Raw genomic sequence first — 21008 nt, 5'->3', positions numbered from 1 at the left:
TGGGGAGGATGCCGGGGAGTGCGGTGGGGAGGTCGCTGGCGAGTGCGCTGGGGAGGGTTCTGGGGAGCCTGAAAGAAGCTCGTGTGGCTGGGGCCGCGGGCATGAGGAACAATGGAGGGTATGTCGATCAGCCAAGAAGGTACACAGACCAATTCCGTGATCGGTGCCGAACACATCGAATGGGTGCAGCACCTGACCTCGCGGGCGCGCACGGCGATGAACGCGGTGCTCGAAGGCAAGGACGAAGCGGTCGGGCTCTCGCTCATCGCGCTGCTCGCCGGCGGCCATGTCCTCCTCGAAGACGTTCCGGGGGTCGGCAAGACCCTCCTCGCCCGTGCCATGGGCAAGGTTGTCGACGGCTCCGTGCGCCGCATCCAGTTCACTCCGGACCTGCTGCCCACCGACGTCGTCGGCGTCAACCTGTTCAACCAGGAGACCCGGCACTTCGAGTTCCGGCAGGGCCCGGTGTTCGCGAACATCGTCATCGCCGATGAGATCAACCGCGCCTCGCCCAAGACCCAGTCGGCGATGCTCGAGTGCATGGCCGAAGGACAGGCGACGATCGACGGGCAGACCTACCAGATGCCGACGCCGTTCCTCGTCGTCGCCACCCAGAACCCGATCGACATGGAGGGCACCTACGCCCTGCCCGAGGCGCAGCGCGACCGGTTCCTCACCCGGATCTCGCTCGGCTACCCCGCCACGGCCGATGAGGTCGACCTGCTGGACAATCAGATCCAGAACGATCCGCTGGAGTCCGCGACGGCGGTGACGAACCTCGAGCAGATCACGCAGGCACGCACCATCGTCCGGCACGTCTCGGCGAGTCGTCAGCTGCGCGAGTACATCGTGGCGATCCTCCAGGCCACCCGCGATGATCAGGCGATTCTGCTCGGCAGCTCGCCGCGCGGCGGCGTTCATCTGCTGCGTGCTGCCAAGGCCCGGGCGGCACTGTCGGGGCGCACCTTCGCCACCCCCGATGATGTGCAGGCTCTGGCACCGTACATCCTCGCCCACCGCATCATCCCCCGCGATGGCGACGACTCGGATCTGGCCGCGGACCTCATCGGCCGCGTACTGGCCCGCGTGCCCGTCTCGGCGAACCAGTGACGGCATGCGACTGAGCACCTCGGGAATCATCTTCGTCCTTGCCGGGGCGGCCCTCATCATCACGGCCTACCGCTTCGCCCTGCCCGGACTGCTTCCGGCCGGGCTGCTCCTGCTCGGGCTCGTCGTGCTCTCGGCGCTGCTCGTCCTGTGGGGCACCCGACGCGTGTCGATCGCGATGAGCACCAACGTGCATGAGGTCTCCCTGCCGGGCGGCCGGGACCGCTATCCGCTGGCGGCCGAAGGCAAGGAGGTCGAGATCGAGGCGCAGGTGACCAATATCGGTCAGCTCGCGATCCCCTCGGCGACCATCGACTTCGTCGCCGCCGAGGGTTTCGGCGACTCCACCTCCGGTGAGGTGCCGGCCTTGAGCCAGCGGGCTTCGCAGACCGTGCTCACCTCGTTCACACCGCACCGGCGTGGGGTCTCCGGCATCGAGTCGGTGCTCCTGACCGTCTTCGGCCCCTTCGGCCTGGTCAAGATGAAGCGGAAGGTCCATGGGGCCTTCCCCGTCGCCGTGTCCGTTCCGCACCTGGGCGCACGCATTCCGAAGGATTCGTCGATCCGGCCCGCCCGCCTCGACGACGGCAAGATCCGCTCCGGACACACCACCCGCGACTTCCACACGCGTGAGTATGTGCCCGGTGACGATCTGCGGCACGTCCACTGGCCCTCGACCGCGAAGTCCGGTGAACTCATGGTCCGCCACGAGGCCGATGAGGAGACGCTGTACGCGCTCATCCTCGTCGACCTCGCCGCCGATGCCGACGCCGCGGAACCCAGTGACCTCGAGATCGAATTCCTGCTGGCGGCGACAACGGCTGCCGGAACCGCTTTCCTGCGAGCCGACTACGAAGTCAATGTCGTCGCCCCCAGCTACCAGATCAGATTCAAAGGAGCGCGCGACATCGACAAGCTGCGTCTTCTCTCCGCCCTTGTTCGCCCGGGCAGAGTCGAGCTTCCCGCACATGACAACCCGAACCACATCGTCATCTGTTCCGTCGGTGATGAGCGCGGTCAGGAGCTCGCCTCGCACTTCTCGCGTCGCGTGCCCGTGACTCTGCGCACGCTCAGCGAGATCGGCGACATGACGATGATGGGCCTCAGCGAGGACCTGCCGGAGTCATGGACGACGTTCGAGTCGAAGCGCCCGACCGCCAGAGGGCAGGGCAAGGGAACGGGCGGACGCCCAGGTACCACCGGTAGGCCGGGCACGAACTCCGGCGCGCAGGGCGCTGGCTCCGACCCAGCGGGCGCGGCTCCCGGCACGTCCGGGACGAGCTCCGGAACAGAGGGGGTGCGCCGATGAGCCTCGATGCTCCTCCCACGCGTTCGCATGGCGATTCCGCGGCCGAACCACCGTCTCAGTCTGCTTCCGATGCCGTGACGACGAACGATTCGCGTCCGCCGACCGGCTGGCTCGAGGCGATCATCGTATTCGCTGCGATGACGCTGACCGCTGTGGCCGTGTCCGCGGTGTTCAAGGATTTCGCCTGGCTGGCGCCCGTCCTCGTGTCGGTCGGTCTCGTCGTCCTCGTCGGCGCCGTGTTCCGCAGCGTCCCGGTGCTGCGTTCGAGCGGCACCGCGGTCATCGCCCAGTGTGCGGCCGGGCTCGTCGCCGTCTTCGTCGTCTGCGCGAAGGGCACTCTGCTGCTCGGCTTCATCCCCACGGGCAGCTCGTTCGGGAAGGTCATCGACCAGCTCTCGGCCGGTGTCAGCGATCTCTACGCGACCGCTCCCCCGGCCGCGAGCACCCCGGGATTCACCGCGATGCTCACGATCGCCTTCACCCTCATCACGATCCTCATCGACGGCCTCGTCGCCGACCTCCGGGCTCCGAAGGTCGGCGGTGTGCTGCTGCTCGTGCTGTGGATGATCCCCGTGTACTTCGCCTCACAGGAGGTGCGGTGGTGGCATATCGTGGCGATCCTCGCAGCCTTCCTGCTGCTCATGCTCAGCCCGTATCTGCCGGCCACACGCTGGCGCGGCGGGATGACCGCGGTTCTCGCCGGTGCCCTGGCTCTGGCGATCGGCCTCGGTCTGCCTCTGCTGCTGCCGCCGGTGCCGAGTCTGCCCGACCGAGCGTCGAAGGGGCAGGGCGATCTGACGGTGACGAACCCGTTCCTCAATCTGCGGCAGAACCTCGGCGATCGTGACGATGCGACTCTGTTCAGCTATCAGACCACCGGGGAGGACTCCGATCCGGTCCGACTGACCTCGATCGATGACTTCGACGGAGAGAACTGGGCGCCGAGCCCGTTCAGCCTCGATCCCTTCGCGATCGCCACCGACGGGATGCCCTGGCCCGAGGGAATGCCGCGGGATAAGAACTTCAAGGAAGAGACGATCGACGTCGCCATCGGCGATGAGTACGACCAGCAGTATCTTCCTTCGCCCTATGCTCCGCAGCAGCCCGAAGGCGTGGACCGTCGATGGATCTTCGATGAGAAGACACTGACCGTGGTGGGCAATGGCGAGAAGACCGGCGGTCTGCAGTACTCGATGGACTACCTGTCGCCGAATCCCGACGTCAAGGACCTCCAGTCCGCGACGCCCGTGGACAAGAAGGACTTCGACACCGAACTCGAGGTTCCCGATTCCCTGCCTGCCAGCGTGCAGGAGACCGCCGAGCGGGTCACCGCCGATGCGGAGAACCAGTGGGAAGCGGCAGTTCTGCTGCAGGCGTACTTCCGCGGCGGCGACTTCGAGTATTCGATCGACGCCCCGGAGCGGGCCAGCGGAGACGCGATCTCGGACTTCCTCGCAGACAAGAAGGGCTACTGCGTCCAGTTCTCCTCGGCCATGACGATCATGGCGCGGACGATGGGGATTCCGGCGCGCATCGGCGTCGGCTTCGCCGGAGGTGAGAAGGCCGACGGCGGTTTCGATGTGAGCATGCAGGATTCGCATGCCTGGCCGGAGCTCTATTTCGAGGGCGCCGGTTGGGTCCGCTTCGAGCCCACGCCTGGTGGACCAGCCGGTGATCCTCCGAAGTGGACGCTGGCCAGCGGTACCGCTGAGAACGAGGACAGCGACGAATCGGAGTCGGCGAGCCCGAGCGAAGAGCCGACAGAGGAGACCTCCGCCGCCGGGAACGACGAGTCCGAGGAGGCAGGCGATGAGGAGACGAGCACTCAGGCCGCCGAACCGGCCGGGGCAAACCTGACCACCTACGTGTGGGTGGGCGTCATCGTGCTCGCTCTGCTCCTGCTCGCGGCCATTCCCGCCATCTGGCGGTCGATTCTGCGTTCGCGTCGGACGAAGGATCCGCACGACCTTGAGGCGGTCTGGACGGAGGTGCGGGCCCTGGCCACCGACTACGGGCAGAGCCTGGACCCGAGCCGGACGCTGCGTTTCAACGAGCTCGTCCTCGCGGGAACGCTGCCGACCGCCGCCTCCGGGTCGACCGGTACGACAGGTGGCGCTGGCACAGCAGGTAGGGCTGGCACAGCAGGTGGCGCCGGTTCGAGCACGGCAGGTGGCGCCGCATCAGGCGGGGCCGGTCCTGCCGCCGTCGAGGTCGACCCCGAGACCGGTGAACCCCTCCGCAGATCCGCCGCCGAGGTGGCCGCAGGTTCCTCCGGCACCACTGAGGAATCCGATGGTCGTGTGGGGGCCGCTGAACGTTCGGATGAACGGCTGCGTCGTCTGCAACGCCCGGCACCGAACGAACCGGATGATCGGGGCCGGGACGATTCCGCGCTGTCGGCTTTCGTCGACGCTCTCGAGGCGAAGCGCTACGGGGCCGCTGCCGAGTCGCTCGACGACTCCGAGGTGCGCGCGCTCATCGATGAGGTCGGTACAGACCTGTCCGAGCGAGCGACTTCTGGCAATCGGATCTCAGCGAAGATCTGGCCGGCAAGTCTCTTCAACCGTCCGAAATGACGACGCAGAAGCGCTGAGGGCCGAGACGCCCCGACTGCAGAGAAGCGCTGACGAGCCGAAGGAGGCGGTCCCGTTCGGGGCCGCCTCCTTCCATCTGCAGACACACGCTTCCCCGCGTCTGCGGACGGCGACAGTTGCCGCACGCACCCGGGCGTCTACAGCGAGTTCGACCGGTCGAGTTCTCGCAGGGCCAGCAATCCCCTGACCGCGGCGATCGGTTTGACGACAGGCAGTTCACCGAACCGATAGTCGCCTCCCCGCACGAGTCGTCGACCGAGGTCGGGCCTCAGCTGCCAAAGATGGTCGCGCGCCTTCTCGGCGTGATGGGAGTTCGACACGATGCTGATCGTCGATTCGGCTCGCAGCTCCTCGTCGATGAGCGGGATCGCGTTGAGGATGTTCTCCCACGTCGTCGCGCTCTCCGTCTCGAGGCGCATCCTGCCGGTGAATCCCAGCTCCTCACGAGCGAAGCGTTCGAGGATCATCGCTTCGGGCCGCCGTCCGGCGACGGCTCCCCCGCAGAGGATGAGCACGGCCGATCGCGCCCGCGGGTCGACGGTCCGCAGCCCGGCACGGACTCGGAATCGGTTGATCCCATTCGCTCGTTCGCCTCGGTTCCCATAGCCGAGCACCACGATGATCTGATCACCACCAGCCACCCATTCGGCTGTTCCAGCAGCGCAGCTGGCCACACGTTCAGCTGTTCCAGCAGCGTGGCTGGCCACCCGTTCAGCCACTCCGCCGACGGCGCGTCCGGCCCCTGGCCCGGCCGCACCGCGAGCTGCACGCCCGGTCGCACGGCCAGACACGCCACGACCGTCCCCGAGCCGCCGACGACTCGACCTCAGATGAGTCAACTCCCCAAAGGAGAAAACGACTCCCAGGACTGCACCGACGATCCCGGCACAGAACGCGAAACGCGCGAACGCCTTGCGGATGAAGTCGGCGGGCACAGAAAAAGGCACCCTCATTCTGAGAGTGCCTTGATCGTGAGGATCGGGGTCATTCGCCGCGCTGGCGCTTTTCCCACCGGTCTTCGAGTCGGCTCATGAAACCGGCATTGCCCTTCTCGCTGGTCTTCGCTCCGGCGGTCCGGCCCTCCGTCTGCGTCGTGTGGACGTGACCGGGACGGCTGAACGCCCAGTACATGCCCGCGACCATGAGACCGAATCCGACGACGCCGAGGGCGATCCACCAGGTCGAGTCCGACACCAGCGTGATCGCGAGGATCGTCGCTGCGAGTCCGGCCAGAGTGACGAGGATGCCGAGGACGAAGCGCTTAGCGGAGAATCCCGGGCCCGTTGCCGCGGCTTGGGTTTCCGAGATATTGCGTGCAAAACGAGGGTCTTCACTGCGCAGCTGCTTCTCCAGTTGATCCAACAGCTGCTGTTCGTGATCGGAGAGTGGCATCTCGAACCCCCGTTTCCCTACTCAAGTCTTTGACTCAATCATAGTCTCTGAGCACCGAAAAAACATCTCGGGGGCCGCTGATCGCCCGGATTCCCACTGGGTCTTCAGACTATGGTCCAGCTCACCGTCTGTCAGGGCTCCTGCCGCTTGCGCAGAAGTGAGGCCTGAGAGATCGCCTCGGTCCCGAAACGCCGCCTCACCTCGTCCAGGGCCACCTCCGCTTCTCGGCCCGAATGCTCCGGTTCATCCAAGGTGGCCTGCCGTCCCGTGACGGCGAAGTCGATGAGGCCGGCCGCTCGCACCCCGAGCAGTCTGACTCCCTGCGTCCGCTGCTCGCGCAGCTTGCGCATCGCCGGCCGCAGCGCCTCGTACATCTCTCGCGCCAGATCGCTCGGAGCCGAGAGCGTGACCGACCGCGACAGAGTGGTGAAGTCGCCGAGGCGGTATTTCAGCCCCAGGGTCGTCGCGACCTTCCCCTCGGCCCGGACGCGGTAGGCGACCTTGTCAGCCAGTCGCAGCAGCTCATGTTCGAGCACGTCGAGGTCCCAGATGTCCTCACCGAAGGTGTTCTCCGCGCTGATCGAATGCTCTTTGGCCTGCCGGTCGAATCCGCCGGAGTCCTGACCGTGAGCGGCCCGCCACAGCTGATGGCCGTGAGCGCCGAAGACGCGTCCGGCCCACGCCTCGTCGACGGCCGCGAGGTCGCCGATGAGCCGAATACCGTAGCGGGAGAAGCCCTGCTGCGTCTTCTCCCCCACCCCGGGCAGGGCTTCGATGGGCATCGGGTCGAGGAACTCCTGGGTCTTCGCCACCGGAACGAGCAGCTGCCCGTTGGGCTTCGCTCGAGTCGAAGCGAGCTTCGCCACGACCTGGCTGCCGGCGATGCCCACCGAGGCACTCAGGCCCGTGCGCTGCCTGATCTGCTCCCGCAGCCGCGTGGTGATCTCCACGGGCGAGCCGAGGCGGCGCACCGCACCGGAGACGTCGACGTAGGCTTCGTCGACGCTGACCTGTCGGACATCGGGGGTCACCTCGGCAACGAGGTCGAAGACCTGGCGGGAGAAGGAGGAATACAGGCCGTGCGAAGGCGGGATCACCTCGGCGAAGGGGCACAGATTCATCGCCCGGGACATCGGCATCGCCGCGTGAACACCGAACTCGCGGGCCTCATAGCTGGCGGAGACGACGACGCCGCGGCCGCTGCGACCGCCGACGATGACGGGGCGACCGATGAGCTGCGGACGGCTGAGCAGCTCCACGGAGACGAAGAACGAATCCATGTCGAGATGGAGCATCGTGGCACCGACGTCGTCGGTGCCCAGTCGACTGAGGTCACCTCCGGATCGCGCCAGCTGCTTCCGACTCATCGCCTGCCCCTCGCGTCAGTTCCTTTCGGCTCCGCCGAACAGTCCAGGTACTCTTGAATCATGGTATCGCGCACCGCTGTCATGACACTGCCCATCGCCGCCGCTCTTGCCCTTGCGGGCTGTTCCGGAGCCGATGAGGGGACGACCGACTCGACCCCGACGAGCGAACAGACCTCTTCTGCACAGGCGACTCCGTCGGACTCCGAGACGGCATCGGCCGAAGCCTCGGAGGAAGCGACCGGTCAGGATCCCGACACCTCGAACGACGTCAAGGATCTGCCCGACTACGTCAAGCCCTACCCGAAGTCGAAGGTCCTCTCGGCCTCGATCGTCAAGGCGCACAACGACAAGGACACGAAGCAGCCCGAACAGGTCAGCCTCGTCGTCGCTGCGAAGGCCGAGGCCAAGGACATCTTCAAGTTCTACGACGAGGAGCTCGGCAAGGCCGACTTCGAACCGCTCGGCGACGAGGTGAAGACGAAGAGCGCCCGCGTGCAGAATTTCAAGCACAAGGACAACGACAGCGTCCTCGTCGTCACCGTTGCCGACGACTCCGCCGACAAGGCGCAGTCGATCGTCACCGTCGGCGGAAACATCGTTTCATGACCGACGACCAGTCAATGACGCGGGACGAGACCCCTGAGTCGGGTCTGCCTGCGTCGGCAGCTTCCGGCCCGTCGGCATCCACTCGTGCCGGACAGCCGGCACCGACTTCCTCCCGCCCGTCCCCACTCGTCGCCGCGCTCGATTCGCCGCAGAGCATCGCTGCCGCGGTGTCCGCTCAGCTCGAGAGCTTCCTGGCCGAGAAGGCCGCCGAGTTCGAGTCCATCTCCCCCGATGCGGACGCGATCGGCGAATCTCTCATCGCGTTCACCCGCGGCGGCAAACGGATCCGCCCCGTCCTCCTGTGGTGGGGCTTCCAGCTCGCCGGCGGAGCCGTCGGCGACGCTGCTTCGGAAGGCGGCGCCGAGGTGGCCACGGGCTTGGCACAGGCCGCCGGATCGCTCGAGCTGCTGCATGCGGCGGCGCTCATCCACGATGATCTCATCGACAACTCGGACACCCGTCGCGGCGAGCCCGCACTGCACCGACAGTTCGAGGCCCGCCACAGGAAGTCCGGTCTGCACGGCGACGGTGCTTCGTTCGGCGTCTCCGCGTCGATCGTCATCGGCGATATCTGCCTGGCACTGAGCGAAGAGCTGTTCGAACGTGCGCAGGAGACGTTGGGCAGCACCCGGTTGGTCCGGGAGCTGCGCGGAACCGTCCGCCGGGACGTCATGGTCGGTCAGTACCTCGATGTCCTCGCCGAGGTGATCCCCCTCGACGACGCTCGCATCGCCGAACGCGCGTGGGAGGTCCTGAGCTTCAAGTCGGCGAAGTATTCGGTCGAGCAGCCGCTGCTCCTCGGCGCGGCACTGGCCGGGGCCGAAGAGGATCTGCTCGCCGAGATCTCCGATTTCGGCCTGCCTCTCGGTCAGGCGTTCCAGCTGCGCGACGATGTGCTCGGCATCGCCGGTGACCCGCAGGCCACGGGCAAACCCGCCGGTGACGACATCAGGGAGGGCAAGCGGACGGTGCTCATCGCCGAAACCGCGACCCGGATCTCCCCGGCTCAGTTCGAGGTCCTCGCCGCGCGCCTGGGCGATCCAGACCTCTCCGATGCCGACGTCGCCGAATGTGTGGAGATGATCACCGCGTCAGGCGGCCTCGGTGCCGTCGAAGAGTTCATCGCCGCTCAGCACGCGAAGGCCGCAGCGATCGTCGATGCCTGGGCGGCTGCGGGGGAAGCGGACTCGACCGACTCGACCGCCCCGCTTTCTGCGGGGACAGCGGAAGTGTCGGCCGCCTCGGCGAGTATCCGCATCGGTTCTGCCGCGCAGGACCGACTCCGGGAATTCGCGAAGGCGCTGAGCTACCGCACCAGCTGAACTGCCTGAGAACGCGAGGGCATGATCTTGAGAATGCGGGGGTCCGGGCTCTTCAGAAGGCGAGGGCCTGGGCGCGGCGGCGCACTTCCTTGCGGTTGCCCACGCGCAGCAGGTCGATGGGACGACCGGGCAGGGAATCGTCCGGGGTGAAGAGCCACACGATGGCTTCTTCGTCGTCGAATCCGGCGTCGGCGAGGGTGTTCAGAGTGCCCTTGAGCGATTTGACCACCTCACCGTCGATGAAGAAGGCCAGCGGAACCTGCAGCACCTTCGGCTTGCCGATTTTGATTCCGCAGATGGCGCCGTCTTCGAGCAAGCGGCGCACCTGGGAGATGCCGAGTCCGGTGAGTTCTGCGATGTCGGGCAGCGGGGCCCAGTCCTGGACGAGTTCTTCGGTATTCACGTGCCCAAGCGTAGCAATATTCGGCAGAAACACCCCGCCATGCGGAGCCGAATGCTCGGGTCGGCGGCGGCCACTCGTTAGGCTGGGGACCGTAGCTTCCCCATTCAACAGTCAATAGGTGACAGATGACACGACCGCGACGGCATCAGCAGGTGCCCATCACCGCAGCTCCTGACATCCGTGCCGCCTCGAAGGTGAATTCGACCGGGCCGATCCCAGGAGCCGAACGCGTCGACCCCGAAAACGACTCCCCCGCCGAGGCTGCCCCCTCCGCCCAGCCCGCCGACGACGACCCGGCCGCCCCGGCAGATCCCACCGGCGAAGCGGGTACTGCTGCCGACCTGCCTCACCCCACCGGCAACGAAGATTCCGCCTCCGACGAAGAGGCGGGGACCGCCTCGGCGAGTTCCGCGAACTCGAACGCCGATTCGACCACAGCGGATTCGACCGGCACGGGCCCGGCCTCAGGGAATCCCGCCCCGACGATGGGTCCGCAATGGATCTCCGGTACGGCCGGTGCGACCGTTCCGGTCACCCACGGCGGACGCACCTACAAATGCAAGCAGGGCGACACCCTCTACGGTGTCGCGAGCAAGCACGGCGTCTCGGTGCCGGCTCTGGCCGAACTCAATCGCATCTCCCCGCGGCAGAACCTCCACCAGGGCCAGGTGCTGTCCCTGCCGGAGAAGAACGATCTGCCCGATGACGATCCTTCGCACGTCGTCGCCCCCGGCGAGACCCTGCAGGGCATCGCCGCACGGCACGGGATCTCCCCGGCGACCCTGCGCCGTGCCAATGCCATGGGCGATGACTCCTACCTCAAGGTCGGCGAACTGCTTCTGCTGCGGCCCTCGACGGCTCGTCCGCGCCGCACCGCTGCCGAACCCCCGCAGGACATCCCCCGTGTCGCGGCCAGTGCGCAGGTGCAGGGCATCCGCCCGGCGGTTCTGCGGGCGGCGCGACTGAACAAGTACACCCTGCTGCACCGTCGCCATCCTGCGCCGGCGCAGGCGAGGCTCATCGTCGCCTCGATCGCCGAGGAACTCGGTGCCGATCCTGCGCTCATGCTGGCCGTCGCCGCTCAGGAGTCCGGTTTCCAGCACACGACGGTCTCGGCCGGCAACGCCATCGGCATCATGCAGGTCACACCGCGTTCGGGCCGTTGGGCCAGTGACATCGTCGGGCGCGGACTCGATCTGCTCGACATCGAAGACAACATCGTCGCCGGCACCGTCATCCTCGGCTGGCTCATCGAAACCGCCGAATCCGAGAACGAAGCCTTGGCCGGCTACTACCAGGATCTGCGCTCCGTCCGCGCCGACGGGCTGCTCGCGGAGACGAAGGCCTTCGTGCGCACCGTGCAGATGCAGCGTCAGAGAATGCAGGAGGCTCTGTGACCGCCCGCCGAGATCCCCTCATCGGCACGGTCCTCAACGACCGTTACCGCATCGACGCCAAGGTCGCCCGCGGCGGCATGGCGATGGTCTACCGCGGCACCGATCTGCGCCTCGACCGCGAAATCGCGATCAAGGTCATGCACGAGCACCTCATCTCCGATGAGACGTTCGTCGAACGCTTCCGCCGTGAGGCCATCAACGCCGGTCGGCTCACCCACCCGAACCTCGTGGCCATCCACGATCAGGCCCGCGACGGCGACATCGTCTACCTCGTCATGGAGTATCTGCCCTCGGTGACGCTGCGCCGTGAACTCAAGCACCGCGGCACGTTCACACCCCGGCAGGCCATCGTCGTCCTCGACGCGATCCTCGCCGCCCTCGAGGCTGTGCATTCGACCGGCATCATCCACCGTGATCTCAAACCCGACAATGTGCTGTTGGGCACCGACGGTCAGGTCAAACTCGCCGACTTCGGTCTGGCCCGGGCGGTGACGACGGCGACGACGACGAAGACGCTCATCGGCACCGTCGGCTATGTCGCCCCTGAGCTCGTCACGCGTGCCGGAGCCGACTCCCGCACCGACCTGTACACGGTCGGCATCATGTTCTACGAGATGCTCACCGGCGCTCAGCCTTACACCGACGACGTGCCGATCCAGGTCGCGTACCGTCATGTCCACGACACGGTGCCGCCGCCCTCGGAGGTCGTGCCGCGTCTGAGCCCCCGCTTGGATGCGCTCGTGCTGTGGGCGACGTCGAAGGACCCCGAGGATCGTCCCGCCGATGCCGCTCAGTTCCGTCTGGCTCTGGCCGAGGCGCGAGCGGAGATGAGCGAGGCCGAACTCGATCTCGGCGATCCGGAGGTCGCCGCCGGCGAACACTCCCCCGTGCTCACCGCCAGCATCGACCTCGGCGAGGAGGTCCCGAAGGAGAAGCGCTCCCGCACCGACGAGATCCCGTATCTCGAGGGTGAGGATGAGGACGAGAACGACACCGGCGCCGAGGCGGCCGGGGTCGGAATCGCGTCTGCGGCAGCCGGCATCGGCGGCGTCACCGCCGCAGTCGCGTCCGGCTCCGGGGACGAAACGCACGCAGACGAGGCCTCCGAAGACGAGACGCACGAAGACGAACAGTCCCGAGCAGACGACGATCGGTCGCCTGCCGCAGCGCCTGCTGCAGGCAGTGCTGCGACAGGCGCCTCCGGCGGTGCTGCGAGCGGTGCCGCAGTCGCAGCATCCGCGGGAACCGCCGCGACCGCGGCGTCCCCCGGCCGTCGCCGCCGTCGTCGCGTGCTCACCGCGCTCGTCGCCGTCGTCGCGGTGCTCGCGCTCGTGGCATGGCTGGTCATCGCGAACCTTCCGGAACCGACGTCGATCGTGCCCGGTCAGCTGGCTGGCAAGCAGGTGGACGAAGTCACCTCGCAGTTGGAGGACAACGATCTCAAGGCCGAGCCGAAGGAAGTCTTCGACGACACCGTGCCCGCCGGGGTCGTCATCGGCACCGAGCCCGTCAGCGGCTCCGAGCTCGCACCGGACTCGTCCGTCACGGTCGTTGTGTCCAAGGGCGAGGAGATGTTCGCCGTTCCCAAGCTAGAGGGCCTGAGCCGCTCCGACGCCGAGGCGGCGCTGAAGAAGGCGAAGCTCACGGTCGGCAAGGTCGAGGAGAAGTACAGCGACACGGTCGCGAAGGATGCCGTCATCTCTGCGTCGCAGAAGCCCGGGAAGAAGCTGTCGAAGGGCGAGAAGATCGATCTGGTCATCTCCAAGGGCGTTGCTCCGATCCCGGTGCCCAATGTCGAGGGACTGACCTTCGACGCCGCCTATGCCACCTTGGCCAAGCGCGGCTTCCGTGTCGGCAAGGACGAAGTGTTCTCCGATGACGTGCCCAAGGGCAAGGTCGTGTCGCAGTTCCCGAAGAGCACCGAGTCGAAGCCTGCGAACACGCTCATCATCGTCCGTGTCTCCAAGGGCAAGGAGAAGAAGGAAGAGTCCAAGGACGACAAAAAGGACGAGAAGAAGGACGAGAAGAAGGACGAGAAGTCCAAAGACGACAAGAAGGACAGCTCGAAGGACAAGTAGAGCCGGCGCGACGAGTCTGATCGGGCAGCCTCTGTCGGACTCGCTCGGATCTAACCGTGCAGCTCTGGTCTCGGCATCGGGCTCCCGATCACCTCAGCAGAATGCCGGTGGCCCCGCAGATGATCTGCGGGGCCACCGGCATTGTCACTCTTCGACCGGAACGGATCGATCAGTGTCTGCGAGTGAGGTATTCGGCGACCTGGAAGGCCATCTCGAGCGACTGATCGTGATTGAGCCGCGGATCGACGAGGGTTTCGTAGCGGCGGCGAAGACCTTCGTCATCGATCTCGGTGGCGCCGCCCATGATCTCGGTGACGTCGTCGCCTGTGAGCTCGATGTGCAGTCCGCCGGGGATCGTGCCCGCATCGCGGTGCGCATTGAAGAAGCCTTCGACCTCGGCCATGACGTCCTCGAAGCGACGAGTCTTGTACCCCGTGTTCGAGGTGATGGTGTTCCCGTGCATCGGATCGCACACCCAGGTCACGTGCGGCAGCTGGTCACCGATTCCGGCGAGCAGCGCGGGCAGTGATTCGCCGATCTGACCGGCACCCATGCGAGTGACGAAGGTCAGACGACCGGGCTCGGCATCCGGGTCGAGCTTCTCGGCCAGGGCCAGAGCATCATCGGCCGTGGCCGTGGGGCCGAGCTTGACGCCGATGGGGTTGCGGACCTTGGACAGGAAGTCGACGTGTGCGCCGTCGACCTCACGAGTGCGTTCGCCGATCCACAGGAAGTGCCCGGATACGTCGTAGGCTTCGCCCGTCCGGGAGTCGATGCGAGTCAGCGCGCGTTCGTATTCGAGGAGGAGCGCCTCGTGGGCGGCATAGAACTCGGTGGTCTTGAGCGCGTCGAAGTCGGCTCCGCAGGCATCCATGAAGCGAATGGCGCGGTCGATCTCGGCGGCCGTCTGCTCGTAGCGCTGGTAGCCGGGATTCGAGGCGAGGAATCCCCGATTCCAATCGTGGACGAACCGCAGGTCGGCGAATCCGCCCTGCGTGAAGGCGCGAATGAGGTTCAGCGTCGACGCGGACACGTGGTAGGCCTTGAGCAGTCGTTCCGGGTCGTGGCGTCGGGATTCTTCGGTGAATTCGTAGCCGTTGACGATGTCGCCGCGGAACGACGGCAGGGTCACTCCATCTCGGGTCTCCATATCCGCTGAGCGGGGCTTCGCGAACTGGCCGGCCATGCGTCCGATCTTCACCACGGGCATCGATCCGCCATAGGTGAGCACGGCTGCCATCTGCAGCACAGTCTGGACCCGGGCTCGGATCTTGTCCGCTTGGGCTCCGTCGAAGGATTCGGCGCAGTCGCCGCCGGCGAGGACGAAAGCCTCCCCACGCGAAGCCGCGGCGATACGCTGCTTGAGCACATCGGCTTCTCCGGCGAAGACGAGCGGAGGAGAGGTGCGCAGGTCTGTGAGCACCTCGTCGAGCGCGGCACTGTCGAGATAGGTCGGCTGCTGCTTCGGATCCATTTCGCGCCAGTCATCGAGACCGCGCAGATTGTCATTGCCGGCAGCGGCGATTTCTCTGTTGGACAGGACCGGATCGGTGTGGAGGCTCAATGTTTCACTTTCATGGGTTTTCGGAGCCGGTTTCGAAGTCCTCGGCCGAAACGTTGTCGAGGAAGTCTCTGAACTGTGCGACTTCCTCTTCATCGGCTTCGGGGGCTTCGATTCCGGATTCTTCAAGCAATTGGGATTCGACGTAGACGGGGCAATCGGCGGTCAACGCCAGTGTCACCGCGTCCGAGGGACGTGCGGAGATCGACTTCCCGTCATTCGTGTGCAGTTCCGCCAGGAAGATCTGACCGTCTTTGCCGGTGATCGTGACGTCTGTCAGCTCTGCCTCGTACTTGGTGAGCACGTCGAGCAGCAGAGCATGCGCCATCGGACGCGGCGGAGTCAGACCCCGTTGCGCGATCGACAGAGCATTGGCCTCGATCGCACCGACCCAGATCGGCAGATAGTACGCGGGCTCGCTGGCTTTGAGCAGGAGGATCGGTTGATTGGCGGGCATTTCGATGCGGACGCCGACAACCTCGACTTCAACTTTTGACATTATCCCCCGGTCAGGAGCGCGGACGCTGCTGGAAGATCATTCGGAACTTACCGATCTGCACATCGGCTCCGTTCTGCAGTTCGATGGAGTCGATGAGTTGCCGGCCCACATACGTACCGTTGAGCGAACCGGTGTCCCGCAGTGTGAAGCCGCTGGGAGTCCGGATGAACTCGGCATGCTTACGCGAGACGGTGACGTCATCGAGGAAGATGTCCGCGTTCGGACTGCGTCCCACGGTCACCACATCGGTGTCGAGCAGAATCTGTGAGCCCGAGTCCGGTCCCGACACGACGACGAGGAGAGCATCGGCGTCCTGCAGACCTTCGAGGTCGGGCACCGGGTGGATCTCACCGGTATGCGGATCGAGGATGCCCTGGAACTGCTGGCTGCCCGAATCGCTCATCTGGTCGCGTTGTCCTCCGGCCGGAGCCCCCTGAGGCTGGCCAGACTGCGGTTGGCCCGATTGGGGTTGGCCGGACTGCGACTGGCCGTAATTGCCAGGTTGGGGCTGGTTGCCCGGTTGGGGCTGGTTGCCCTGCGGCTGGCTGGGATCGTACTGACCGGCGCCGTTGTAACCGTATTGCTGCTGGCCCTGGCTCCCCTGGGGCTGGCTACCCTGCGGCTGGCCGGACTGCGGCTGTCCATAGCCCTGCTGAGGATACTGGTTCTGCGGCGGCTGATACTGCGGCTGTCCCTGACTGCCCTGGCCGTTGTTCGCATAGGGCTGGTTGGCCGGCTGGGAGGCCCCGAAGTTCTGGGCGTTGCCATAGTTCTGGCCACCCTGCGGGGTGCCGCCGAAGTTCTGACCGCTTTGTGGAGTGCCGCCGTACTGCTGTTGTCCGTTGCTGTACTGCTGGCTGGCCTGTGGAGTGCCCCCGTACTGCTGACCACCTTGTGGGGTGCCGGCGTACTGCTGACCATTGCCGGCCTGCTGGCCGTTGCCGTACTGCGGTGCCTGCGGGGCGCCGTCGGCAGGCTGCTGCCCGAAGGGAGGGGTGTTCGGCTGACCGTTCGGGTCGACCTGCTGATTCACGCGGGTCGCCGAGTCGTCGCCGCTGCCGGCGCCGAACGGAAACTTCTTCGACTGCGGCACCTGACCGTTGTCGTACCAGGGCTGCGAGGGGGTCGGACGATTCTGATCGTTATTCTGCGACATTATGCCTCCTCGCTCTGAATGAGCTCTTTGTATTGCTCGCTGTCCATCAGCGATTCGACCTGCTCAGGTTCGCTGAGTTCGACAAGGTACATCCACCCGTCTTCGAAGGGCGATGAATTGACGATCTCCGGTGAGTCGTCGAGCGACTCGTTGACCTCGGTGACGGTCCCGGAAACTGGGGAGATGAGGTCTGAGACGCTCTTCGTGCTTTCGACTTCGCCGCAGGACTCACCAGCAGTGATCGAATCACCGACGGCAGGCAGATCGACATAGACGACATCGCCCAGCTGCTCCTGTGCGAAATCAGTGATACCCACACGGACAACCGCATTGTCCTCCGTAGTCGCAATCCACTCATGGTCGCGCGAGTACCGCAAAGACACTGGATAATCCAGATCTGCCATGTCGACTCCTCTAGTTTGTCGGTGTACCAAGCATAGCCGCCTGGTCCACTTTCATAACAATCACGAAACGGAAATGTTACCGAGTCACCGAAACTGGCGACGCCAGCCCCTGGTTCTTCGGTATCCACCTGGGATGATACCTGCTTTTCGAAGGTCACGGAACGTGGTTTTGGCAGTTGGCCCCTGATCGGTATAAGCTGGTTCTCGTTGCCCACGAGGGAGTACGGTAACGGGCTATGGCGCAGCTTGGTAGCGCGCTTCACTGGGGGTAAGGTGGCTTAGCCCTGGTTTGCCCGGGAACAAATGAATAGCGGGCTGTGGCGCAGCTTGGTAGCGCACATCACTGGGGGTGATGGGGTCGCAGGTTCAAATCCTGTCAGCCCGACGTAAAAGCCCAGGTCAGAGCATGTTTCTGACCTGGGCTTCGTCATGTCCGGGATCGTCCGCGATCGCCGTTGGCTCCTCTTGAATCTCTCGCCCGCGCCCTCTCCGGAGGGTGTCTGAAGGCGCCCAAGTTGATCACCCGGGACCAAACCGGGACCAGAAGCCCATTTTCGGCCTCACAGGCCACGCTCGTCGGGACCAGGCTTCGCCTTCGCGTGCCTCTTGCCCGAGGGCCGTTCGGGCGCCTCGGTCTGGGCGTCGAGGAATCGGTTGGCCAGCTCCCCCGCCTTGGCGATATGGCCGAGATCGGGGTGGAGGTAGCCCTTGGTCGTGTCGATCGATTTGTGGCCGAGGATCTTCTGGAGCACGTGCAGCGGGATGCCGGCATCGGCCATCCAGGTCGCTCCCGTATGCCGCAGACCATGCCGCGACAGCTGCGGCAGCCCCATCTCGGTCACGAGCGAATCCCACTTCGTGGCCCGGCTGACGTTCGCCGTCGTGATCACTCCTCCGCGCACGCCGATGAGCACCCGGTCGGTCGGCTCCTTCTCGGCCGTCAATCGTTCGAGGACGGGCACGAGCGGGCGCAGAATCGGCACAGGCCGCTCCTCCCTGCCCTTGGTCTGCTTCGTCACGAGCCCGCTCGAGGAAGGGAAGGTCTGCTTGCGGATCGTGACGATGTTCGCGTCCCAGTCGACGTCCTCGACCCAGAGACCCGCGACCTCGGAACTGCGCGCCGACAGCAGCGCACACAGCATCACGTAGTCGGAGTACGGCTGGCCGGCCTCACCGCAGGCCTCGGCGAGCTTGGTCAGCGTCTCCAGGTCCTTGATCGCGTGCGCGCGCGGAGAGGTATCGGCGGGGCTGCTGAAGTCGAACACCGTGCTCTTCCCATAAGAGCGACGGGAACGGTTGCGTGCTGGGTTCTTCTCGATCAGCTCATCCCGAACGGCCTCGTCGAGCACGCGCACGAGTGCGGCGACCGAGGACTTGATCAGCGAGGGCGAGAGCTTCAGCTCCCAGTCGTCGATGGTCCGGTCGATCATGCCGGTGCTGATCCCGGCTACCGGCACATGTCCCATCGCCGGAATCACCCGCAGCCGGAGTCCTGCCCAGTAGCCGGTGGCGGTCGAGGTCGGGTCGAGGCCGCGCTTCCAGCGGTCGCCGATCTGCTCGATGTAATCGCTCAACGTGATCGTCAGGTCCACTCCGACCTTCGCTGAGCGTTGCAGCTGGTCGAAGAAAGCCTCGGCCGCTTCTTCGTCGGGAACGACCAAGGCCCGGGTGATGCGCTTCTTCGTCGCCGGGTCGGTCCACCGTGCCCTGGCGCGGACGCCGGAGGCGCGGTGTTCGATGTCGGTGGAGACCTTCACCCCGATCGGCGGGAACGTCGGCGGTGTCTCAGGTGCGCTCATGGGTCTGTTCCAGGGAAGCCAGCCAGGCCTCGACGGCCTCGTACCGGTAGCGGGCGATCCCGCCCATCTGCATGAACGGTGGCCCCTTCTCATCGACGCGCCAGCGCGACAGCGTCGACTCGGAGACTTTCAGGTAGGCGGCGACCTCCCGGCTGTCCATCAACGGGGAGACGAGGATCTGCCCGGTCGGCTCGGTCACGGCCGCTCGCTCCACTCGGAGTTCACGATCTCCTGGACCTCCGCGTCCTGGGCACGCTGGCGCTCGAGCACCTGTTCTTCGACGAAGGAGACGAAGTCCTCGTTCCGGTTCTCCACCGGGTACTCGGTGCTGTCGGTCGGGGTGAACCCCTCGGCCTCGCCGCCGGGCCAGGGAGTGATGCGGGTGGCCCGATCACGGTCGAGCCGGCTGCCGGAGATGGTGACCCAGTCGCGGAGGCGTTCGCGGGCGGCGGCGAACTCGGCGTGGAAGACGACACCCATGTTGCCCTTGGCCTGCTGGTCGTAGCAGGTCAGCCACTGCTGCCTGAGCGCGGAGAGTTCCCAGATCATCTCCCAGTGTCGATGCCACATCGGCGGAATGATCTGTGGCGGCAGCCCATAGGTATGGCGCAACCAGTCCACGAACTGGTTGAGCTCGAGGAGCTCGTGCTCGAGATCCTCCGGACTCAGGCGGGTCCAGTCGATGGTCCGCGGGACGCTGCCGAGCTGCGCGCGGAGGTCTTTGGCGTACTCGCGCGAGACCATCTGCTTGACCTGCTTGAGCACTTCCGGGGGCAGATCGGAGATGTCAGCAGGTTCGTCGGGGTTCGTCGGTGTCGGCACGATGCCTCCCGGGTCGCAGGGTCACGAAGAAGAAAGGTGCGCGACGGTCAGCGGTGAGGGCGGCGTGGGGTGCCGACCGCCGCGCGGCCTGAGGGGGTCTTACCGAGACATCGCCTCGTGCCCGGGCGGCTCCGCGCGGGCCGGAGCGGGCTCAGCGGCGACCTCGTTCTGTCGCTGCGCGAGCACCTCGGCGACCGGGTCACCTGCCTGCCCGGCCTGGGGCTGCTGCCCGTCCGGCGGGCCCGCATTCGGTGCCGCCGGTGGCGCCTGCGCCGGGGCCGCAGCAGGAGCCTCCTGCTGGGCAGGAGCGTTCTGCGGCGGCGCAACGGGCGGCTGCGGAGCGACCGGCTGCTCGGGCGCCGCCTGTTGCTGTGCGGGCTGCTGGGGAGCCTGCTGCGCGGGCTGGGCAGGCGCCGTCTGGGCCGGCTGCTGCTGGGCCTGTGCCTGCTGGGCAGGAGCAGCCTGCGCGGGTGCCTGTTGGCCGAGCTGCTGCTGCGCGGGTGCCTGCTGGCCGACGGACTGCTGGCCCGTTGCCTGCTGCTGGGCTTTCTCGCGGGCGGCTGCGTCCTGGCGGGCTGCCTCGCGCTGCATCCCGTCGCGCTCGGCCGGGTACCGGTCGGGGCCGCGGTGGACGGTGTAGGTCGTGACGTTGTTGTCGTGGCCGATGTGCGAGGCGAGGAAATACTCCTCCGTGACCTGCTGCCCATCTCGGGTGGCGGTGTATTCCTTGTTGGCGCCGAAGGCGACGATGTCATCCCCTTTGCGGAACTTCTCGTGGGCGCGCTGCGCGGAGGCACCGAACATGACCATCCGGGTCTCGAGGGGCTCGAGTTCCTGCAGGACCCCGTTCTCATCGATCTGGGTCTGCGGGATCCCGACCCACGCGGAGAACCGCGGATCGTTGTTGACGGTCATCGACAGCTGCGGCCTGGACTTGATGAACCCGGAGATGCCGGGGCCGGTGGGAACGGGCATGATGTTTCCTCTCGCTTCGAACCCCGGCGGTCTCACCGGGGCTGCCCACCAGGTATGGGCCTCTCCCGGCACACCGCGACAACGACCATCCGGTCACAGGACAGTCATGCCGCGGATGGCCTCTCCGTGCCCGGCCGGGTGCCCGCGCGCAACAGCTCCTCGATCTCGGCGCGATCGGTACCCAACTGGCCAGCGTCGGCACGGGTGGGCCAGGCGC

The 21008-nt window shown here is 66.2% G+C and carries 19 protein-coding genes and 1 tRNA gene; 8 read left to right on the top strand and 12 right to left on the bottom strand.

Annotation, left to right across the window (positions count from 1 at the left end):
* Window positions 1–120 precede the first annotated feature (120 nt).
* The 3 genes from ACQE2J_RS08815 (at window position 121) to ACQE2J_RS08805 (ending at window position 4992) form a co-directional block, all read left to right on the top strand.
* Complete coding sequence (locus tag ACQE2J_RS08815) at window positions 121–1110, top strand: AAA family ATPase (protein WP_426937460.1); 990 nt, start codon at window positions 121–123, stop codon at window positions 1108–1110.
* Between the two features lie 4 nt (window positions 1111–1114).
* A complete protein-coding gene (locus ACQE2J_RS08810) occupies window positions 1115–2416 on the top strand; it encodes a DUF58 domain-containing protein (protein WP_135541332.1) in 1302 nt (433 codons plus the stop codon).
* A gap of 74 nt (window positions 2417–2490) precedes the next feature.
* A complete protein-coding gene (locus ACQE2J_RS08805) occupies window positions 2491–4992 on the top strand; it encodes a transglutaminaseTgpA domain-containing protein (RefSeq protein WP_426937459.1) in 2502 nt (833 codons plus the stop codon).
* Window positions 4993–5147: 155 nt separating this feature from the next.
* On the opposite strand, the gene ACQE2J_RS08800 is transcribed toward ACQE2J_RS08805, so the two are convergent.
* From ACQE2J_RS08800 to dinB, 3 genes are all read right to left on the bottom strand, one after another.
* Window positions 5148–5801: a YdcF family protein gene (locus tag ACQE2J_RS08800; protein WP_426937458.1), complete on the bottom strand. Its 654-nt coding sequence runs from the start codon at window positions 5799–5801 to the stop codon at window positions 5148–5150.
* A gap of 193 nt (window positions 5802–5994) precedes the next feature.
* Window positions 5995–6402 carry a DUF3040 domain-containing protein gene (locus tag ACQE2J_RS08795; protein WP_135541982.1) on the bottom strand — a complete coding sequence of 136 codons (408 nt, stop codon included), beginning with the start codon at window positions 6400–6402 and terminating at the stop codon, window positions 5995–5997.
* Window positions 6403–6533: 131 nt separating this feature from the next.
* Window positions 6534–7769, bottom strand: coding sequence for a DNA polymerase IV (gene dinB, locus ACQE2J_RS08790; protein ID WP_135541984.1), 1236 nt, complete (start codon window positions 7767–7769; stop codon window positions 6534–6536).
* Between the two features lie 60 nt (window positions 7770–7829).
* Between dinB and ACQE2J_RS08785 the strand changes: the two genes are divergently transcribed.
* Together ACQE2J_RS08785 and ACQE2J_RS08780 are read left to right on the top strand one after the other, a co-directional pair.
* On the top strand, window positions 7830–8375 hold the full coding sequence (locus ACQE2J_RS08785; protein ID WP_240690046.1) for a hypothetical protein: 546 nt from the start codon (window positions 7830–7832) through the stop codon (window positions 8373–8375).
* On the top strand, window positions 8372–9697 hold the full coding sequence (locus ACQE2J_RS08780; RefSeq protein ID WP_426937457.1) for a polyprenyl synthetase family protein: 1326 nt from the start codon (window positions 8372–8374) through the stop codon (window positions 9695–9697). Before ACQE2J_RS08785 ends, ACQE2J_RS08780 begins: the two co-directional genes overlap by 4 nt.
* Window positions 9698–9749: 52 nt before the next feature.
* On the opposite strand, the gene ACQE2J_RS08775 is transcribed toward ACQE2J_RS08780, so the two are convergent.
* A complete protein-coding gene (locus ACQE2J_RS08775; protein WP_425119620.1) occupies window positions 9750–10100 on the bottom strand; it encodes an Rv2175c family DNA-binding protein in 351 nt (116 codons plus the stop codon).
* 125 nt (window positions 10101–10225) lie between these two features.
* Here ACQE2J_RS08775 and ACQE2J_RS08770 point away from each other — a divergent pair, with 125 nt between their 5' ends.
* Together ACQE2J_RS08770 and ACQE2J_RS08765 are read left to right on the top strand one after the other, a co-directional pair.
* Window positions 10226–11497, top strand: coding sequence for a lytic transglycosylase (locus ACQE2J_RS08770; RefSeq protein WP_426937456.1), 1272 nt, complete (start codon window positions 10226–10228; stop codon window positions 11495–11497).
* Window positions 11494–13575 (top strand): protein kinase domain-containing protein, encoded by a 2082-nt coding sequence (locus tag ACQE2J_RS08765; protein WP_426937455.1) that lies wholly within the window; start codon window positions 11494–11496, stop codon window positions 13573–13575. Before ACQE2J_RS08770 ends, ACQE2J_RS08765 begins: the two co-directional genes overlap by 4 nt.
* 169 nt (window positions 13576–13744) lie before the next feature.
* Here ACQE2J_RS08765 and ACQE2J_RS08760 read toward each other — a convergent pair whose 3' ends face one another.
* From ACQE2J_RS08760 to gcvH, 4 genes are read right to left on the bottom strand one after another with little or no spacing between them, the layout of a single operon-like run.
* Window positions 13745–15139 (bottom strand): class II 3-deoxy-7-phosphoheptulonate synthase, encoded by a 1395-nt coding sequence (locus ACQE2J_RS08760; RefSeq protein ID WP_135541992.1) that lies wholly within the window; start codon window positions 15137–15139, stop codon window positions 13745–13747.
* A gap of 10 nt (window positions 15140–15149) precedes the next feature.
* Window positions 15150–15635, bottom strand: a complete 486-nt coding sequence (locus ACQE2J_RS08755) for a bifunctional nuclease family protein (RefSeq protein WP_135541994.1) — start codon at window positions 15633–15635, stop codon at window positions 15150–15152.
* Between the two features lie 10 nt (window positions 15636–15645).
* A complete protein-coding gene (locus ACQE2J_RS08750; RefSeq protein WP_425119623.1) occupies window positions 15646–16791 on the bottom strand; it encodes an FHA domain-containing protein in 1146 nt (381 codons plus the stop codon).
* Entirely contained in the window at window positions 16791–17195 is a 405-nt protein-coding gene (gcvH, locus tag ACQE2J_RS08745; protein WP_425119624.1) for a glycine cleavage system protein GcvH, read from the bottom strand. The genes ACQE2J_RS08750 and gcvH overlap by 1 nt, the downstream gene beginning before the upstream one ends.
* A gap of 311 nt (window positions 17196–17506) precedes the next feature.
* On the opposite strand from gcvH, the gene ACQE2J_RS08740 reads away from it, so the two are divergent.
* Window positions 17507–17580: transfer RNA gene (locus tag ACQE2J_RS08740), tRNA-Pro, on the top strand.
* A 175-nt stretch (window positions 17581–17755) separates the two neighbouring features.
* Here ACQE2J_RS08740 and ACQE2J_RS08735 read toward each other — a convergent pair.
* The 4 genes from ACQE2J_RS08735 to ACQE2J_RS08720 all read right to left on the bottom strand — a co-directional run bounded on the left by ACQE2J_RS08735 (window position 17756) and on the right by ACQE2J_RS08720 (window position 20791).
* A complete protein-coding gene (locus ACQE2J_RS08735; protein WP_096158832.1) occupies window positions 17756–18994 on the bottom strand; it encodes a site-specific integrase in 1239 nt (412 codons plus the stop codon).
* The gene (locus tag ACQE2J_RS08730) at window positions 18981–19193 is read right to left on the bottom strand and encodes a helix-turn-helix transcriptional regulator (RefSeq protein ID WP_240516312.1); all 213 of its coding nucleotides are present in this window, start codon (window positions 19191–19193) and stop codon (window positions 18981–18983) included. Before ACQE2J_RS08730 ends, ACQE2J_RS08735 begins: the two co-directional genes overlap by 14 nt.
* Entirely contained in the window at window positions 19190–19816 is a 627-nt protein-coding gene (locus tag ACQE2J_RS08725; protein WP_096158833.1) for a hypothetical protein, read from the bottom strand. The genes ACQE2J_RS08730 and ACQE2J_RS08725 overlap by 4 nt, the downstream gene beginning before the upstream one ends.
* 99 nt (window positions 19817–19915) lie before the next feature.
* Window positions 19916–20791 carry a single-stranded DNA-binding protein gene (locus tag ACQE2J_RS08720; RefSeq protein WP_096160802.1) on the bottom strand — a complete coding sequence of 292 codons (876 nt, stop codon included), beginning with the start codon at window positions 20789–20791 and terminating at the stop codon, window positions 19916–19918.
* Window positions 20792–21008: the final 217 nt, after the last annotated feature.

Source organism: Brevibacterium sp. LE-L (assembly GCF_050214925.1).
Taxonomy (GTDB): domain Bacteria; phylum Actinomycetota; class Actinomycetes; order Actinomycetales; family Brevibacteriaceae; genus Brevibacterium.
This window is presented reverse-complemented; position numbering and strand designations above follow the sequence as displayed.

Excerpts from the sequence above, each read along its gene's own strand:
- ACQE2J_RS08815 (WP_426937460.1), top strand. The coding sequence starts at position 121 with ATGTCGATCAGCCAAGAAGGTACACAGACCAATTCCGTGATCGGTGCC.
- ACQE2J_RS08810 (WP_135541332.1), top strand. The coding sequence starts at position 1,115 with ATGCGACTGAGCACCTCGGGAATCATCTTCGTCCTTGCCGGGGCGGCC.
- ACQE2J_RS08795 (WP_135541982.1), bottom strand. The coding sequence starts at position 6,402 with ATGCCACTCTCCGATCACGAACAGCAGCTGTTGGATCAACTGGAGAAG.
- dinB (WP_135541984.1), bottom strand. The coding sequence starts at position 7,769 with ATGAGTCGGAAGCAGCTGGCGCGATCCGGAGGTGACCTCAGTCGACTG.
- ACQE2J_RS08785 (WP_240690046.1), top strand. The coding sequence starts at position 7,830 with ATGGTATCGCGCACCGCTGTCATGACACTGCCCATCGCCGCCGCTCTT.
- ACQE2J_RS08780 (WP_426937457.1), top strand. The coding sequence starts at position 8,372 with ATGACCGACGACCAGTCAATGACGCGGGACGAGACCCCTGAGTCGGGT.
- ACQE2J_RS08770 (WP_426937456.1), top strand. The coding sequence starts at position 10,226 with ATGACACGACCGCGACGGCATCAGCAGGTGCCCATCACCGCAGCTCCT.
- ACQE2J_RS08755 (WP_135541994.1), bottom strand. The coding sequence starts at position 15,635 with ATGTCAAAAGTTGAAGTCGAGGTTGTCGGCGTCCGCATCGAAATGCCC.
- ACQE2J_RS08750 (WP_425119623.1), bottom strand. The coding sequence starts at position 16,791 with ATGTCGCAGAATAACGATCAGAATCGTCCGACCCCCTCGCAGCCCTGG.
- gcvH (WP_425119624.1), bottom strand. The coding sequence starts at position 17,195 with ATGGCAGATCTGGATTATCCAGTGTCTTTGCGGTACTCGCGCGACCAT.
- ACQE2J_RS08735 (WP_096158832.1), bottom strand. The coding sequence starts at position 18,994 with ATGAGCGCACCTGAGACACCGCCGACGTTCCCGCCGATCGGGGTGAAG.
- ACQE2J_RS08720 (WP_096160802.1), bottom strand. The coding sequence starts at position 20,791 with ATGCCCGTTCCCACCGGCCCCGGCATCTCCGGGTTCATCAAGTCCAGG.